General features: G+C 41.0%; 17 protein-coding genes. 11 read left to right on the plus strand and 6 right to left on the minus strand.

Features of this window, described 5'->3' with window-relative positions; all coding sequences use genetic code 11:
- Nucleotide 1: 1 nt before the first annotated feature.
- The 3 genes from ACFOWS_RS18585 to ACFOWS_RS18595 form a co-directional block, all read right to left on the minus strand.
- Complete coding sequence (locus ACFOWS_RS18585; RefSeq protein WP_379767951.1) at nucleotides 2-313, minus strand: rhodanese-like domain-containing protein; 312 nt, start codon at nucleotides 311-313, stop codon at nucleotides 2-4.
- Nucleotides 314-392: 79 nt separating this feature from the next.
- Complete coding sequence (locus ACFOWS_RS18590) at nucleotides 393-1,010, minus strand: thioredoxin family protein (RefSeq protein ID WP_379767954.1); 618 nt, start codon at nucleotides 1,008-1,010, stop codon at nucleotides 393-395.
- A 6-nt stretch (nucleotides 1,011-1,016) separates the two neighbouring features.
- The gene (locus ACFOWS_RS18595) at nucleotides 1,017-1,571 is read right to left on the minus strand and encodes a redoxin domain-containing protein (RefSeq protein ID WP_379767957.1); all 555 of its coding nucleotides are present in this window, start codon (nucleotides 1,569-1,571) and stop codon (nucleotides 1,017-1,019) included.
- Between the two features lie 133 nt (nucleotides 1,572-1,704).
- Between ACFOWS_RS18595 and ACFOWS_RS18600 the strand changes: the two genes are divergently transcribed.
- The 11 genes from ACFOWS_RS18600 (at nucleotide 1,705) to ACFOWS_RS18650 (ending at nucleotide 11,996) form a co-directional block, all read left to right on the plus strand.
- Entirely contained in the window at nucleotides 1,705-2,151 is a 447-nt protein-coding gene (locus ACFOWS_RS18600) for a MarR family winged helix-turn-helix transcriptional regulator (protein WP_366584401.1), read from the plus strand.
- A 7-nt stretch (nucleotides 2,152-2,158) separates the two neighbouring features.
- Nucleotides 2,159-2,791, plus strand: coding sequence for an NAD(P)H-dependent oxidoreductase (locus tag ACFOWS_RS18605; protein WP_379767960.1), 633 nt, complete (start codon nucleotides 2,159-2,161; stop codon nucleotides 2,789-2,791).
- A gap of 37 nt (nucleotides 2,792-2,828) precedes the next feature.
- Complete coding sequence (locus ACFOWS_RS18610) at nucleotides 2,829-3,401, plus strand: YceI family protein (protein ID WP_366584405.1); 573 nt, start codon at nucleotides 2,829-2,831, stop codon at nucleotides 3,399-3,401.
- A gap of 243 nt (nucleotides 3,402-3,644) precedes the next feature.
- Nucleotides 3,645-5,042, plus strand: coding sequence for an anthranilate synthase component I family protein (locus tag ACFOWS_RS18615; protein WP_379767965.1), 1,398 nt, complete (start codon nucleotides 3,645-3,647; stop codon nucleotides 5,040-5,042).
- A gap of 2 nt (nucleotides 5,043-5,044) precedes the next feature.
- The gene (locus tag ACFOWS_RS18620; protein ID WP_379767968.1) at nucleotides 5,045-5,614 is read left to right on the plus strand and encodes an anthranilate synthase component II; all 570 of its coding nucleotides are present in this window, start codon (nucleotides 5,045-5,047) and stop codon (nucleotides 5,612-5,614) included.
- Between the two features lie 70 nt (nucleotides 5,615-5,684).
- A complete protein-coding gene (trpD, locus tag ACFOWS_RS18625; RefSeq protein WP_379767971.1) occupies nucleotides 5,685-6,680 on the plus strand; it encodes an anthranilate phosphoribosyltransferase in 996 nt (331 codons plus the stop codon).
- 84 nt (nucleotides 6,681-6,764) lie between these two features.
- The gene (gene trpC / locus ACFOWS_RS18630; RefSeq protein ID WP_379767974.1) at nucleotides 6,765-7,550 is read left to right on the plus strand and encodes an indole-3-glycerol phosphate synthase TrpC; all 786 of its coding nucleotides are present in this window, start codon (nucleotides 6,765-6,767) and stop codon (nucleotides 7,548-7,550) included.
- A 118-nt stretch (nucleotides 7,551-7,668) separates the two neighbouring features.
- On the plus strand, nucleotides 7,669-8,364 hold the full coding sequence (locus ACFOWS_RS18635) for a phosphoribosylanthranilate isomerase (RefSeq protein ID WP_379767977.1): 696 nt from the start codon (nucleotides 7,669-7,671) through the stop codon (nucleotides 8,362-8,364).
- 68 nt (nucleotides 8,365-8,432) lie between these two features.
- Nucleotides 8,433-9,614, plus strand: coding sequence for a tryptophan synthase subunit beta (gene trpB, locus ACFOWS_RS18640; RefSeq protein WP_379767980.1), 1,182 nt, complete (start codon nucleotides 8,433-8,435; stop codon nucleotides 9,612-9,614).
- A gap of 94 nt (nucleotides 9,615-9,708) precedes the next feature.
- Entirely contained in the window at nucleotides 9,709-10,470 is a 762-nt protein-coding gene (gene trpA / locus ACFOWS_RS18645; RefSeq protein WP_379767982.1) for a tryptophan synthase subunit alpha, read from the plus strand.
- Between the two features lie 29 nt (nucleotides 10,471-10,499).
- Nucleotides 10,500-11,996 (plus strand): M20/M25/M40 family metallo-hydrolase, encoded by a 1,497-nt coding sequence (locus ACFOWS_RS18650; RefSeq protein ID WP_379767985.1) that lies wholly within the window; start codon nucleotides 10,500-10,502, stop codon nucleotides 11,994-11,996.
- Here the strand turns inward: ACFOWS_RS18650 and ACFOWS_RS18655 are convergent.
- From ACFOWS_RS18655 to yaaA, 3 genes are all read right to left on the minus strand, one after another.
- Nucleotides 11,993-12,712, minus strand: coding sequence for a uracil-DNA glycosylase family protein (locus ACFOWS_RS18655; RefSeq protein ID WP_379767988.1), 720 nt, complete (start codon nucleotides 12,710-12,712; stop codon nucleotides 11,993-11,995). The genes ACFOWS_RS18650 and ACFOWS_RS18655 overlap by 4 nt on opposite strands.
- Nucleotides 12,713-12,823: 111 nt before the next feature.
- Nucleotides 12,824-15,370 carry a phosphoenolpyruvate carboxylase gene (locus ACFOWS_RS18660; protein ID WP_379767991.1) on the minus strand — a complete coding sequence of 849 codons (2,547 nt, stop codon included), beginning with the start codon at nucleotides 15,368-15,370 and terminating at the stop codon, nucleotides 12,824-12,826.
- Between the two features lie 174 nt (nucleotides 15,371-15,544).
- Nucleotides 15,545-16,306, minus strand: a complete 762-nt coding sequence (yaaA, locus tag ACFOWS_RS18665; RefSeq protein ID WP_379767994.1) for a peroxide stress protein YaaA — start codon at nucleotides 16,304-16,306, stop codon at nucleotides 15,545-15,547.
- Nucleotides 16,307-16,567: the final 261 nt, after the last annotated feature.

A 16,567-nucleotide genomic window follows, 5' to 3' on the forward strand; every position in this document is an offset into this window, starting at 1 on the left:
CTTATTCAGCAATTTCCCCTTCCCAGTTCATAAAGCCACCTTCAAGATTATAGGCATTTTCAATACCGATGCTGTTCATGATGGCACACGCCTGTCCACTTCGATTGCCGGAACGGCAATACACATAGTAATTTTTGGACTTATCCAACTTTTCCAGTTCATCAACGAACTCCTGTCCTAAATAGATATCGATGTTGATGGCTCCCGGAATGTATCCTTCCTCAACTTCATCTTCAGTGCGCACGTCTAAAATGACAGCGTTGTCATCGTTTTCCAGTTGTTCTGCCCACTCTTCTTGTGATAAATCTGACATTTTATAACATTTAAGTCTTGCAAAAATAAAAATCCGGGAGATTACCCCGGATTTTTAATCAATTAATTTGTGATATTCTTTATACCTTAATGTTGCATCCAATGGCCCGGGTGGTCTTCACCTCAATTTCTTGTCCTGCCAACATGGCATCAACGGCATCTTCAACAAAAGTGTCCTCAACCTTTGAGGCATCTTGATAATTATCGTCTATAGCTCCTATATACTTTACAATATTGCCCTCTGCGGTTTTCTCCAACAAATACACATGAGGTGTTCTTGTAGCTCCATATTGCGGAAATATTTTCTGACCTTCATCCAAAAGATAAGGGAACGTAAATCCTTTTTCCGCTGCGCGTTGTTTCATTTTTTCAAAACTGTCCCCAGCCTGTATATCTGAGTTATTGGGGTTGATAGCGATAACAGGCACGCCTTTGGGCTTGTACGTTTTATCCAAGGCAATGATCCTATCTTCATAGGCTACAGCATACGGGCAAGTATTACAGGTAAAAATGATCAAAAAGCCCTTTGCATCTTTATAGTCTGTAAGCGAGACCATTTTCCCATCAATGTTCTTAAGGGAAAAGTCTGTGGCGGTGTCGCCAATTTTGTAACCATCAACCATTGGGTCCGGTGTTAAGGTAAAAGCACCCAAGGAAAGTATCAAAACAAGTAGTCCAAAAATTTTCAGTGTTTTCATTTGGTGTCAGTTTAAAAATTTGTTCAACTCGGTGTTCAATTCTTCGTAGGTAAATCCGCGTTCGTAAAAGCTTCGCTTATTTTTATTATATATTAAGGTAGCAGGTATGCCCCCACTCCATTCTTGGTCCACCTTGGGAATCCAGTCATTTTGTTTGGGATCGTCCAAAATGACTACCTCAGATTTTATCCCCTTATTATCCACAAAAGGTTCCAATCGAGATTTCCACATGCTTGGCATATCCAAACTCACCAAAATAACCTCCACATTATCTTTCCGTTCTGCATTTACTTTTTCAAAATAGGGAAGCTCGGCAATGCAAGGCTTGCACCAGGTGGCCCAAAAATTAATGATGTAGGTTTTATTGCCTTCTTTATGCAGCAACGGCTCTAAACCCGCAAAATCATATACAGGGAATTTAACTTCCTCTTCAATTGCAGATTCATTCTGAGCTACCTGCGTTTCATCGGAGAGTTCTTCAGTTGTTTTTTTCTTTTCCTTGTTCCCACAACCAAACACCAAAAAAAGGGCTATCATCCCAAGAGAAAGTAAGTTCTTCATTTTCTGAATTTTACTCTTTAAAAATACGCAATGGGGATGGCTTCATTTTCCTTTTAACAAAATTTTATCTGTTAAAAATTAGGATTCTTGGTCATAAAAATAATACATTTGTATATACAAATATTGTTTATACATGAATGTCGAGGAAATTATAAAGACTTCAAAGAAGATACCGTTGGAAAGCAGGACCCTGATTCATATTACTTTGGTACACAATATGATTTATGAAATGGCCGGAAATGCGCTAAAACCATTTGAAGTTTCTATGCAACAGTTCAATGTACTTCGCATTCTACGGGGACAAAAAGGGAAACCTGCAAATCTGTCTACATTAAACGAACGGATGGTCACAAAAATGAGTAACACCACCCGATTGGTAGACAAACTTTTGGCGAAGGGATATGTTGACCGCAGTGTATGCCCATCAAACCGACGCAAAGTGGAAATCGTAATCACAGAAAAAGGCTCAGAAGCCTTGGCCAAAATGGACAAGGTAGTTGCCGAAACCGAGAATAATATCGTTAGAAATTTTAGCCTAAAAGAACTAGAAAATCTAAACCAGTTACTGGATAAATTTTAAAAGAAGAATGAACAACGTATTAGAAAATAGAACCTGGCGTTATGCCACCAAAAAATTCGATAGCACCAAAAAGGTGTCAGATGAAGATTTGGAAACCTTGCTGGAGGCGACGCGATTAAGTGCTTCATCCTACGGATTGCAACCTTATCATTTAATGGTGATATCGGACCAAAAAGTAAAAGAACAGCTTAAACCCGTATCATGGAACCAGTCGCAAATTACAGATGCTTCACACATCATAGTTTTTGCAAATACCACCAATTTTGGTGAGGAACTGGTCGACGGTTTCCTTAAAAACACCAGCAAAACTCGAAATATTCCTACCGAAACACTCAAGGGATATGGCGATTTTATGAAATCGAAATTATTGGGCCTTCCCGTTGAAACCAAGAGCAATTGGGCAGCAAGACAAGTTTACATTGCCTTTGGGAACATGATGCAAGCCGCCGCAGAATTAAAAATAGACTCTTGCCCCATGGAAGGGTTTGAATCGGAAGAATACAATAAAATACTTGGGTTACCGGAAAAAAACCTTACCGCCACGGTAGTGCTGGCCATAGGATATAGATCTGAAGAAGATGCTACGCAACACCTGCCCAAGGTTAGAAAATCAACAGAAGAATTAATTACATATATATAAAGTAATCATTAACCCTAAAAACAGAAATTAACAAATTATGAAAAAGAGAGTTTTAAGTTTGGTATTGACCACCGTAGTAGGTGCATCATCAATCGCTAACACAGCCGAAAAAGAGACCAAGGAAGTAAAGGCCGAAGAAAGTCAAGTAACTTGGAAAGCCTATAAATTTGGTGGTTCACACACTGGAACCGTAACATTGAAATCCGGGGCATTGGAATTTGACGGGGAAAAATTGATTGGTGGCGAGTTTGTAGTGGACATGTCTTCCATAAACACCACTGATTTGGAAGGCGATTACAAAAACAAACTGGATGGCCACCTCAATTCAGAGGATTTCTTCGCAACGGAGGCCAACCCAACATCAACCTTGGTTTTCACCAAAGTAAAGTCCACCGGCAAAAATAGCTATGAAGTAACTGGAGACCTTACCATTAAAGGGATTACCAAGCCCGTAACTTTTGATGTTTCCGTTTATGGAAACAAAGCCACCGCAACTTTGAAAGTTGACCGAACTAAATACGACATAAAGTATAGTTCTGGTATCATCGGTACGGCCAAAGACAAATTGATTTATGATGAATTTGATTTGGTAGTTGACTTGCAGATGTAATCAGGCTCATGTTAAGTGTTTGGAAATCCCGTTCGAGAAATTCTTGGACGGGATTTCTAATTTTAAAACAAATGTTTGTTTGCTGGTTAAATTTTCCTTTCTATATTTGACACAATGAATAACAGAACAGTAAATACTTGGTGGTGGAACAACTTACTTCGAAAGTCGTGAGCTAAGTCCCCATTATAACCATACAAGAGGCTTGTCATCACGACAAGCCTTTTTTAATTTATAGCATTAAAAATGAGTTATACACTAAATACGTATTACAAAAAAATCCTTGCAGACACCATCACTCCGGTGAGTGTTTATCTAAAGATAAGGGACCAATTTCCCAACAGCATCCTTTTGGAAAGCAGTGATTACCACGCCAACGATAACAGCTTTTCGTATATCTGCTGCAACCCCATTGCCTATATTAAAGTCGAGAACGAAATCATCACCCAACGATTTCCTGATGGTAAAAAAGAAGTGACTGAAATTACCCCAGAAACTGATGTCACTGATGTCATCCATAACTTCGGAAAGCAGTTTTCAGTGAGCCAAAATGGATTCAAATTCATTTACAATGGCCTTTTTGGGTATATGGCCTACGATGCGGTCCGCTACTTTGAGGATGTGGAGATTTCAAAAAAAGACAATTCCGTTAGCGTCCCAGATATTTATTACGCAGTGTATCAGAACATCATCGCCATCAACCACTTTAAGAACGAAGCTTATTTGTTTGCCCATTGTTACAATTCTGAAAGTAATGTGGATGAAATTGAGCAACTGTTCAACGTTCGAAATTTTGCTTCCTACAATTTTTCAAGGGAAGGCAAACCGCAATCCAATTTAAAGGATGAGGATTACAAAGAGCATGTGGAACTGGCCAAAAAACATTGCAAAAGAGGTGATGTTTTTCAATTGGTATTATCCCGAAGATTCACCCAAAAATTCAAAGGGGATGAATTTAATGTGTATCGCGCACTGCGTTCCATTAACCCCTCCCCGTACCTCTTCTATTTTGATTATGGAAACTTTAAAATATTTGGTAGCTCACCCGAAGCTCAACTCATTGTAAAAGAAGGCAAGGCTGAAATCCACCCCATTGCCGGCACCTACAAACGAACCGGAAATGATGAAAAAGATGCAGAACTGGCCAAAAAACTGGCCCAGGACGATAAAGAGAACAGCGAGCATGTGATGTTGGTGGACCTGGCCCGAAATGACCTTAGCAGAAATGGAAATACCGTCAATGTGGAAACCTATCGAGAAGTGCAGTATTTCTCACATGTCATTCACTTGGTTTCCAAGGTAACCGGACAAAAGAAAAAGGACATCACCACCATGAAGGTCGTGGCCGATACCTTCCCTGCGGGAACTTTGAGCGGCGCTCCAAAGCACATGGCCATGCAACTCATTGAAAAGTATGAAAAAACAAGTCGTTCCTATTACGGTGGAGCCATTGGGTTTATGGATTTTGAGGGCAACTTTAATCACGCTATTATGATCCGCACCTTTTTGAGCAAAAACCATGAACTATATTACCAAGCCGGTGCAGGATTGGTGTCTGCCTCCAATCCAGAAGACGAATTACAGGAAACCTATAACAAACTCGGCGCATTGAACAAAGCCTTGGAAATTGCTGAAACAATCTAACCATGGGAAGAAAGATTTTAATGATAGACAATTACGATAGTTTCACCTACAACTTGGTGCATTATCTGGAGGATTTGGATTGTGAGGTCACCGTAAAGCGAAACGACCAACTCACACTGGACGAAGTTGAGCCGTTTGAAAATATTGTGCTTTCTCCAGGGCCAGGAATTCCTGATGAAGCGGGATTGCTCAAGGAAATCATCAAGAAATATGCACCCACCAAACGTATTTTTGGTGTGTGTTTGGGATTACAGGCCATCGGTGAGGTGTTTGGTGGCACATTGGTAAACCTAGACCAAGTGTACCATGGCGTGGATACCGAAATTACGGTGACCAAGGAAGACCCTATTTTCAAAGGATTGTCCAAAACACTTCAAGTGGGAAGGTACCATTCTTGGGTCGTGGATACCGATGTACCTGAGGAGTTGGAAGTCACTTCGGTGGATGAAAATGGACAAATCATGTCACTTCGGCACAAAACCTACGATGTGACCGCGGTTCAATTTCACCCAGAATCTGTGCTGACACCCGAAGGAAAACAAATGTTGAAGAATTGGTTGGATAGCAAATAGATTTGAGATATGAGGTTTCAGTAGTGAGAAACTTCTCAATACTCACTACTAACATCTAAATACTATAAGAATGAAAGACACATTAAATAAACTTATAAATCACGAGATACTGCCCAAGGAAGAGGCCAAGCAGATTTTGGTGAACATTGCCAAAGGCGATTACAATCCCTCACAAATTGCGGCTTTCCTAACCGTATACATGATGCGTAGCATTACCATTGAGGAACTGGAAGGGTTTAGGGATGCATTGTTGGAACTCTGTCTTGCAGTAGACTTGTCCGAATATGACCCCATAGACCTGTGCGGAACTGGTGGTGATGGCAAGGACACCTTCAACATTTCAACCTTGGCGTCTTTTGTAACGGCCGGGGCTGGTGTGAAAGTCACCAAGCACGGAAATTATGGGGTTTCCTCCAAATGTGGAAGTAGCAATGTGATGGAATTTTTGGGCATCAAATTCAGTAATGAGGCTGATTTTCTGAAAAAGTCAATCGATGAAGCAGGAATCTGTGTGCTGCATGCCCCTTTATTCCACCCTGCCATGAAGAATGTGGGGCCCATCCGAAGAGAACTGGCCGTAAAGACCTTTTTCAATATGCTGGGACCTATGGTAAACCCTGCTTTCCCAAAAAACCAGATGGTAGGCGTGTTTAATTTGGAACTAGCCAGAATGTATGGCTACCTCTATCAAAATACCGATAAGAAATTTACTGTATTGCATGCTTTGGATGGCTATGATGAGATTTCGTTGACCGGGGATACCAAGACCATTTCCAACAATTCAGAAAGCATGTTGGCCCCTTCTGATTTTGGGGTTGCCAAGATTTCACAAGACGAAATCACCGGCGGTGAGGATATTGCAGCATCGGCTCAGATATTTTTGGACGTATTGCATGGAAAAGGCACCGAAGCCCAAAACAATGTGGTCTGCGCCAATGCCGGGATTGCCATTGCCACGGTAGAAGGCTTGACCCCAAAAGCAGGTTTTGAAAAGGCTAAGGAGTCTTTGTTGAGGGGAAAAGGATTGGGGGCGTTGAAGAAGTTGCAGGAATTGAGTAAAAACTAGCTGTCATGTCGAACGAATGTGAGACATCTCTACAAAAAAGATTTCTCAATCGCTACGCTCATGTCGAAATGACAAATAAAAGAAATGAATATACTAGACAAAATAGTAGCCGATAAACGCAAAGAGGTTGATTTGAAAAAATCACTCATCACCATACCCCAATTGGAGCAATCTGTGATGATGGAACGTACCTCTATCTCTTTGGCTGAAGAACTAAAAAATAGCACTACCGGAATCATTGCGGAGCATAAACGGCGTTCACCGTCCAAATCGATTATCAACCAAAGCTTGAATGTGCAGGATGTAGCCAAAGGTTATGCAAGGGCAGGCGTTTGTGGTATGTCGGTTTTGACTGATGGTAAATATTTTGGAGGTTCTTTAGATGATTTGATTTTAGCACGTGCCGCGGTAAATATTCCTTTGCTGCGCAAAGAATTTATCATCGACGAATACCAAATTGTGGAGGCGAGAGCCTATGGTGCCGATGTAATTTTGTTAATCGCCGCCATTTTATCTCGAGAAGAAATCAAAACCCTGTCAGAAACCGCCAAGAGTTTGGGATTGGATGTCCTTTTGGAAGTCCATAATGAAGAGGAATTGCAAAAATCCATCATGCCCAGTTTGGATATGCTCGGTGTGAACAATCGCAACTTAAAAACCTTTGAGGTGAACTTGGAAACCAGCAAATCCCTTTCAGAGCAGATTCCAGATGATTTTGTAAAGGTTTCTGAGAGTGGCATTAGTTCCATTGAGGCGATACAAGAACTCAAACCCTACGGGTATCAAGGTTTTTTGATTGGCGAGAATTTTATGAAGACGGATGATCCTGGAAAGAATGCGAAAGAATTTATTAATGAATTAAAAAAATAATGTCATTTCGAACTGTCAGATTGAGCGCAGTCGAAATCAAAGTGAGAAATCTAATATGAGATTCCTCAATCGTCCCGAAAAATTTCGGGACTCATTTCGGAATGACAAAAAGAGAAATATGAAACTGAAGATCTGCGGTATGCACCATAATCCCACCGACGTTGCCCAATTGCAACCCGATTATTTGGGCTTTATTTTTTGGGAACCTTCCTCGCGTTATTTTAAGGGAGTCATGCCCCAATTGCCCAAATCCATTAAAAAAGTGGGGGTGTTTGTGGATGCTACCGTGGAAGAGGTGTTGGAAAAAGTGGCGCAGTATCATTTGGATACGGTGCAACTGCATGGAAAGGAAAGTCCTGAATATTGCCTTGAATTAAAGGAAAACTTTCTGTCATTTCGAGCGCAGTCGAGAAAAAAGAAAGTTGTTCCCCTTGATGGGGTCTCGACTACGCTCGACCTGACAAATTTGGAAATCATCAAAGTATTTTCCATAAAGGACGATTTTGATTTTTCCGTTTTAAAGGACTATGAAAATGTTTGCGATTTCTTCCTTTTTGACACCAAAGGAAAACTCCCTGGAGGGAATGGCTACACCTTCGATTGGAGCATTTTGGAAAACTATGCATCCACCAAACCCTTCTTTTTAAGTGGCGGTATTGGCTTGGAATCCCTTGAAAAATTGAAAGAATTTATAAAAAGTCCAGCATCAAAATACTGTTATGCCATTGATGTGAACAGTAGATTTGAGACCGAGCCTGGACTAAAAAACATAAAACAGTTGAAAGTGTTTCAAGAATCACTTTCTGAATTTTAATCAAATAAAAACAACCAATTGCCCAAAAAAGGTAATTGAGAATTGATAACTGATAATTGTAAATTGATATGAGCTATCACGCTGATGAAAAAGGCTATTATGGTGAGTTTGGTGGGGCATTTATTCCAGAAATGCTTTATCCCAACTGTGAGGAGCTTAGGCAGAACTACATCCGAATCATGGCGGAGCCTTCTTTTCAAGAAGAGTTTCATCAATTGTTGAAGGATTATGTAGGCCGACCTACCCCACTCTACTTTGCCCAACGGCTTTCTGAAAAATACAACACCAAAATCTATCTGAAACGAGAAGATTTGTGTCATACCGGGGCCCATAAGGTCAATAACACCATCGGACAGATTTTGATGGCGAAAAAGCTGGGGAAACACCGAATTATAGCTGAGACGGGGGCAGGTCAACATGGAGTGGCCACCGCAACCGTTTGTGCCCTCATGGGCATTGAATGTGTGGTCTACATGGGTGAAATTGACATCGCCCGCCAAGCGCCCAATGTAGCCCGGATGAAAATGTTGGGTGCCGAAGTACGGCCTGCTAAATCTGGAAGTAGAACTTTGAAAGATGCCACCAACGAGGCCATTCGTGATTGGATCAATAATCCTGTGGACACTCATTATATTATTGGTTCCGTGGTTGGACCGCACCCGTATCCCGATATGGTAGCGCGATTTCAATCGGTGATTTCAGAAGAAATCAAGTCCCAACTTCTTGAAAAAGAAGGTCGGGAAAACCCAGATTATGTAGTAGCCTGTGTTGGAGGAGGAAGTAATGCCGCGGGAGCTTACTATCACTTTTTGGATACTCCCGAAGTGGGAATTATTGCTGTTGAAGCGGCAGGAAAAGGAATTCATACGGGAGAAAGTGCTGCCACTTCAGTTTTGGGTAAAGTGGGAATTATCCACGGCAGCAAAACCTTATTGATGCAGACTCAAGATGGACAGATTACGGAGCCGTATTCCATTTCCGCTGGGTTGGATTATCCCGGGGTTGGCCCATTGCACGCACATTTATACAAATCTGGAAGAGGAGAATTCATTTCCATTACCGATGACGATGCTATGACTGCTGGGTTAGGCCTGTGTCAGTTGGAGGGAATTATACCCGCTATTGAATCATCGCATGCCTTAGCCATTTTTGAGGATAGAAAGTTTAATGAAGAGGATGTGGTTGTAGTGAACCTATCCGGTCGGGGCGATAAGGATTTACAGAATTACATTGACTATTTTAAATTATAAATGTCCCCTTGAGGGGACTTTAGGGGTGTTTTTACAATCCCATATCTAACAATAAAAAGATTCCGAAACAAGTTCGGAATGACGATACTGAGATATGAACAGAATCAAACAAAAACTACAAGAGGATGGAAAACTCCTCTCTATATATTTTACTGCCGGGTATCCCCAATTAAACGATACAGTGAAAATTATTCAAGATTTGGAAAAAAGTGGGGTTGACTTCATTGAAGTCGGCCTCCCCTTTAGCGACCCACTTGCGGACGGCCCTACCATTCAGGAAAGTTCTACAGCTGCCCTAAAAAATGGCATGCATACCGAACTGCTTTTTGAACAATTAAAGGACATTCGGAAGACCGTTTCCATTCCCTTAATCTTGATGGGCTATTTTAATCCTGTGCTTCAATATGGCGTTGAGAAATTTTGTCAAAAATGTCAGGAAATCGGTATTGATGGACTTATTCTTCCAGATTTGCCTCTGGATGTGTATCAAGGTGAATACGAATCTATCTTTAAGAAATATGGTCTCATCAATGTATTTTTGATTACTCCACAGACTTCCGAAAATCGTATCAGGACTATTGATGCCGCTTCGGAAGGCTTTATTTACATGGTGAGTTCCGCAAGTACGACGGGAACCAAAGAAGGTTTCGGAGATGAACAAGCGGCCTATTTTGAACGTATTGCAGCCATGAATCTCAATAATCCCCAGATTGTTGGCTTTGGCATTAGCAATGCGCAAACATTTCAGCAGGCCACTGAAAAAGCAAAAGGAGCCATCATTGGTTCAGCATTCATTAAACACCTAACTCAAAATGGTGTTAATGGTATTGGCGATTTTGTGAATCAAATTCGTTAATTTTCAGACTCAAAAACTGAACTCAAACGATGAGAAAAATTGTCTTTTTAATATCCCTGCTGGTGGCCATTTCGGTATCAGCACAAGATGACATGGCCATTAAGTCGCAAGTTGCCGCAGCCATAACAGAATTAAGGGAATTTATTGCCATACCCAATGATGCCCTTAATGCCGATGACATTGATGACAATGTCCTATGGTTGAAACGAAAGTTTGGGGAACGTGGGTTTAACACGGCCATTCTGGAAACGGAAAACATGCCACTCTTTTTTGCGGCACTTCCAGTTGATGATGCCAAACCAACCCTACTGCTCTATATGCATTTTGATGGTCAGTCCGTGGATCCTTCTAAATGGGACCAGCCCAATCCGTATGAAGTGGTATTGAAAGCTCCAGAAGGTGATGGCTTTAAAACTATTTCTTTTGATGAACTCAATGATGACATCAATTATGATTGGCGTTTATTCGGTCGTTCCACTTCAGATGATAAATCACCGATAATTATGCTGCTGAATACCATTGACCTTTTGAAAAAAGAAGGGAAAGAAATTCCATTCAATGTAAAGGTCATTTTGGATGGCGAGGAGGAAAAAAGTAGTAAACCGTTGCCCAAAGCGGTAAAGCAGTACCGTGAGCTGTTGGAGGCCGACTTTTTGGTCATCGCCGATGGCCCTGTACATCCTTCTGGCGACCCAACCGTTGTTTATGGTTGCAGGGGAATCACAACCTTGACCCTTACCACTTACGGACCCGTAAAGCCACAACACAGTGGACATTACGGCAATTATGCACCCAATCCAGGTTTTCAATTGGCCCAATTGCTTGCCAGCATGAAAGATTCCGATGGCAAAGTAACTATTCCAGGGTATTATGATGGCATTTCCATTAATGATACTACCAAAGATGTTTTAAAAAGCGTTCCTGATAGTGATGCCGAGATTTCAGATAAACTTCAGTTTAAATCTGCCGAAAAAGTGGGTGGGTTTTATCAGGAAGCGTTGCAATATCCTTCCCTGAACATTCGTGGTTTGGGTTCTGGCTGGATAGGTGACAAAGCCCGGACCATTGTTCCTGAAAGCGCCACAGCGGAATTGGACCTTCGCTTGGTGGTTGAAACCGATGGCAATCGACTTAAAAAATTGGTGAAAGACCATATTACCAAACAAGGGTATACCCTATTTGACCATGTGCCTTCCAAAGAGGAACGCATGGCTCATGATAAAGTGGTAACCGTCACCGAGGGGAGCGTTACCGATGCCTTCCGAACTGATTTGGATAATCCCTACGGGCAGTTTTTGGTGAATACACTGCAGAGCAGTTTTGGAAAAGATGTGATTCAAATCCGAACTACTGGAGGTACTGTACCCATTGCCCCTTTTATCAATGAATTGAAGATTCCTGCTTTTATTGTTCCCATGGTGAATCCTGATAATAATCAGCATAGCCCAAACGAAAATCTTAGAATTGGACAGTTAGCTTATGGAATCAAAGCGTTTTATGGGATGTTGACTTCTGAACTGAACTAAAAAAACTCCCGATATTGCATTACCCTGAAATCAACCGTATTGAAATCAGGGTTTTTTCTTTTAAGGTCTTTGTACAGTTGTAAGCTTCCTACGGCACGGTTGGCCGCACCCGAGGGAGCTGTTAGAGAAACGGTTTTGATGGTTCTCGACTGCCTTCCCATCCGGCTGGCGGGCGCTTGAACTGACATATCATTTGATTTCAGCGGTAATTCAAACTCATGTATTCTTGGCACCTCATCTGATATCACTTTCAATTTCAAATTGCGCTGTTTCAATTGCCTTCTGAAAAAATACTCGGGTCCATTTTTACTGTTCCCGCCAGTGAACAACAACGTATTTATGTTTGGATAGTCTTGAAGATAACCCACTAAATCCCTGAGCACCACATTCTGCATTCCCAAATCCGAAGCATCAATCTTTTTACGCTCGGCACTGTGCACAATATCACAAACTCCTATTTTTTGCTTTCGCAAAAAGTGCTCTCGTTGAGCTATTGCTTCAGCTGTATTCTCAAATTTCAGTTTTAAATCAAAAATACGGTCTAAAATGGGCCACAGCATACCATTACAACTTCCATAACAGAAATCCACATCTTCAGCTTTCAACTCACCCGTGGTGAACCGAGGTGGAGGTAACGTACCCACAATTAGTTTTGTGGCCTCTGGAAATAAGAAGGGCTCGTAGGGATGTGTATGCTGAAATGGTTTTGAATTCAAAGTCAAAAACTGAAGATTTTAAAATTTGAAGTCATTGCCAAAATTAGATGCTACAATCCTTGTGCGACCCTGAAACAAGTTCAGGGTGACGTGTAACTCACAATAATTTTTCTATGCCGAGTTTCTGCTGGCATTGATATTTCCGTAAAGGGAACGGGTCACTATTTTCTCATACAAATCCTTGAATTCTGAATTCTGCGTAATGTGGTACAACGCATTTTGCTGAATGACCAACAACGGTAACACAATCTTTTCCCTGATTTTTACAGATTCGCGGGAAACTGCTTCATCCTCCATAAGTATCTTTAACCCTGAAATCTGCAAGAGCATCTTTTTGGAGAGTTCAAATTCATCATGCAAAATATTCCAAAATTCCCCAAACTCAGGATCCTCTTTCATGTAGCTGGTGAGATTAAAATTGGTTTTGGCCAAGGACATCATACTATTGAGCATCAATGCTTTTAAAAATGGCACCTCTCTGTACAGTTTTTTCACTTCATTGAGCCTGCCCTCATCCTTCAATTTCTGAAGCGCGGTTCCCAAACCAAAATATCCAGGTACGTTTTGCTTCAACTGGCTCCAAGAACCCACAAAGGATATTGCCCTTAAATCGGACAGGGTCAGTTGTGCTTTATTGCCGCGCTTACCTGGTCGACTTCCTATATTGGCCTTTGTGTAATATTTTAGGGTACTCCTATTTTCCAAGTAAGGAATAAATTTCTCGTGTTGTTTTAGGGCATCGTACTTATCAAAACTGAGTTCTGAAAGTTCTTCCATCAACTTGCGCTGGGCTCCTGAAATAACCAATTCCTTTCCAAAGATATTATTACTCAACCCAGCGGTGAGCAACTGTTCCGAGTTGTGCATGAACTGCTCTTTAGTACCGTAGGTACTGGTAATGGTCTGCCCTTGGATGGTCAACTGAATCTCATGGTTGGCCACATCTTTGGTCTGGGCCGCATAGAACCTATGGGTCTTACCTCCTCCTCTTGCTGGCGGTCCTCCTCTACCGTCAAAGAAAATGGCTTTGATTCCATTTTTCTTGCACACTTTGCTCAAGGTTTCCTTGGTTTTGAGAATGGACCAGTTAGCTTTTAGGTAACCTCCGTCCTTGGTACCATCCGAAAAGCCCAACATGATGGTATGGGTCTCATTTCTTCGTTCCAAATGCTTCCGATACGAAGGAATATCAAACAGCGTTTGCATTACTTCTTCTGAAACGTCCATACCCTTCATGGTCTCAAACAACGGAACAATGTCGAAGGTGATGTCCTTTTCATCCCATCCACACCATCTAAACAATCCAAAAACAAACAAAACGGAAAAAATATCCTCAGAGTTACTGATGATATATCGGTTGCAACCATCCTCACCATTCTTTTCCTGAATCTCGCCCAATTGCTTAATGTTGGTAATGGTATCCTTCACAATATCATCCTCAAAATCATCCGCATTTAATGTTATATTTTCTTTCAACAACCATTTGATGAGTTCTTTTTCCTTAAGCTCGGAGATACTTTCTGTAATAGCCCCTTTTTGCTTCAATATGGTTTCCACAACCAATAAGTGCTTGCTATGGTCTTGGCGTATATCCAAAGTGGCAAAATGGGTCTTAAAAATATGAACCTTGTCAATGAACTTATCCAATTCATCCAAATAGAGCTCGTGATAGTTGGTCACCAGCTTTTCTCTCACATCCCGTAAATGCTCAACAATCTCCTCATAGGAAATTGGTGCTTTGGGGTCAAACATGGCATTGTACAGTTTACCGCTCAACGCATTAAGGCCACCTTGCATACCCTTGAAAGTCAATTTCTTGCGAAGACCCTTCAATTCATTGTAATAGCATTTCATCAAGGTCAACCTCAATTCATCAGCCACTTGTTTGGTAATTTCCGATGTGACGAATGGGTTTCCATCGCGATCCCCTCCAGGCCAAAAGCCTAATTTCATGAGGTTATAGTTCTCAAAATCAGCATCCCTAATATTGCTTTTTACATACTGATATAATTCCCCAACTGCATCGTAGTAGGTATTCCGTAGAATGTAAATAATGTTTTTTGCCTCATCCAACGGCGTTGGCTTCTTTGCATTGATCAATGATGTAAGTCCCAATTGCTGAAGCGTAACATCAATGTCGTAAATCCTGTCTTCGTCAATAAGTGAACGTAACTCGGATATAATGTCCAATACAGCTGGAGTGTAAAATTGTGTTGGGTGGGCCGTTAAAACAATTCTGGCACTAAAGGTTGACAACTTTTTAGAAACCTTGTCCCAGTTTTTGGTTCGGTTTACCAACTCAAAATAATCCTTGATGGTCAATGAGCTGCTATATTTCTGAAGTTTTGGAAAAGCAGAGTCCTCAACACTATCATAAAGCACTACTTGGCGCTCCACGTATTGAATAATCCGAAACATAAAATCCAGACGCTCCCTTTCATCTTGAATGTTCACAAAATTGGAAAAGAAGACCTCCAAGATCTCTTTTGGCTCTTTACCTTCCTTAAGACCTTTTTCACATTGATCAAGCAAGAGTGGGATAAGCATACCCACATTCTCAATGTTCTTGTAGGGCAAACTTAAAAATAAGCTGTTGTATATATTGAACTTATTGGTTACCGATTTTTTAAACTCTTCTAATCGTCTGGACTGCTGCATGGGTTTCGGTGTTATATTTTTTTAGATTGAACATCCAAAGATCGGCAGAAAAGCCTAATCTGAGGATTAAATTTGGTTGTATCACAATTTAAGACAAGTGTTCCACAAACCTAACACCTTGTCTTGTTTTTTAAAAGAAGTTTCCCCTAAATCTCGGAGAGAAAATTGCAGAAATTACCGAATGAACACGGGTTGATTTTCCTTTAGGGTATGTTCAGCACTAAACACATATCCGTCATAATCAAACCCTTTAATGTCGTCTAAGCTCTTGGCATTGCTGTCCAAAATGTACCGTACCATGGAACCCCGAGCCTTTTTGGCAAAAAAACTGATTATTTTGAGCTTGTCGTTCTTCCAATCCTTAAAAATTGGTGTTATGACGGGAACTTTGAGTTTTTTTTCATCTATGGCCCCAAAATATTCGTTGCTTGCCAAGTTGACGAACAATTCGTCGTCTTCCAGTTCATCATTTAAATGATCTGTAATTGGTTTTTGCCAAAACTCGTACAAGTTCTTTTTTCGCCCCACTTTTAATTGGGTACCCATTTCTAAACGGTAGGGTTGAATTAAATCCAAGGGCCTTAAAATACCATATAGACCTGAGAGAATGCGAAGGGTGTCCTGTAAATCGCCCAGCTTCTTTTCTGGAATAGTATAGGCATCCAGTCCTTGGTACACATCTCCGTTAAAGGCATATACCGCTGGTCTGGCATTGTCTGTGGTAAATGGCAATGAAAACTGTTGGTTCCGCTCCCAATTCAGCTCGGCCAAATTATCTGAAATGGACATCAACTTGGACAACGCTTTAGGCTTTTTCTTTTTTAGGATGCCATTCAATTTTTCAGATTGTTCCAAAAATTGAGGCTGGGTATATTGAGATGTAGGCAAAGTGGTTTCAAAATCGAGCGACTTGGCCGGTGATACTACAATTTTCATTAGAAACTAATTTTTAGTAAAAATAGCGAGGTTTTTGGTATTGTGCCATGATATGCCAAAGGTGTTTTCAATCTTAAGATTGAAGGAAACTATGATTCGTTGTGTTTGGCGTAGTTCAGCCAGTTTTCAAAGGAAAAATTATCCGTCTGCCGGCAAAGGCAGGTATTGAGAACCAGACTTCTAGTCCAAAACCGATTCTCGATACAAAATTCCTTTAGAATTTCACTCGAATTGACGGTTTGTGGTTCAAAGCTAGAATTT

The organism is Flagellimonas marina (genome assembly GCF_042651185.1).
GTDB classification, from domain to species: domain Bacteria; phylum Bacteroidota; class Bacteroidia; order Flavobacteriales; family Flavobacteriaceae; genus Flagellimonas; species Flagellimonas marina.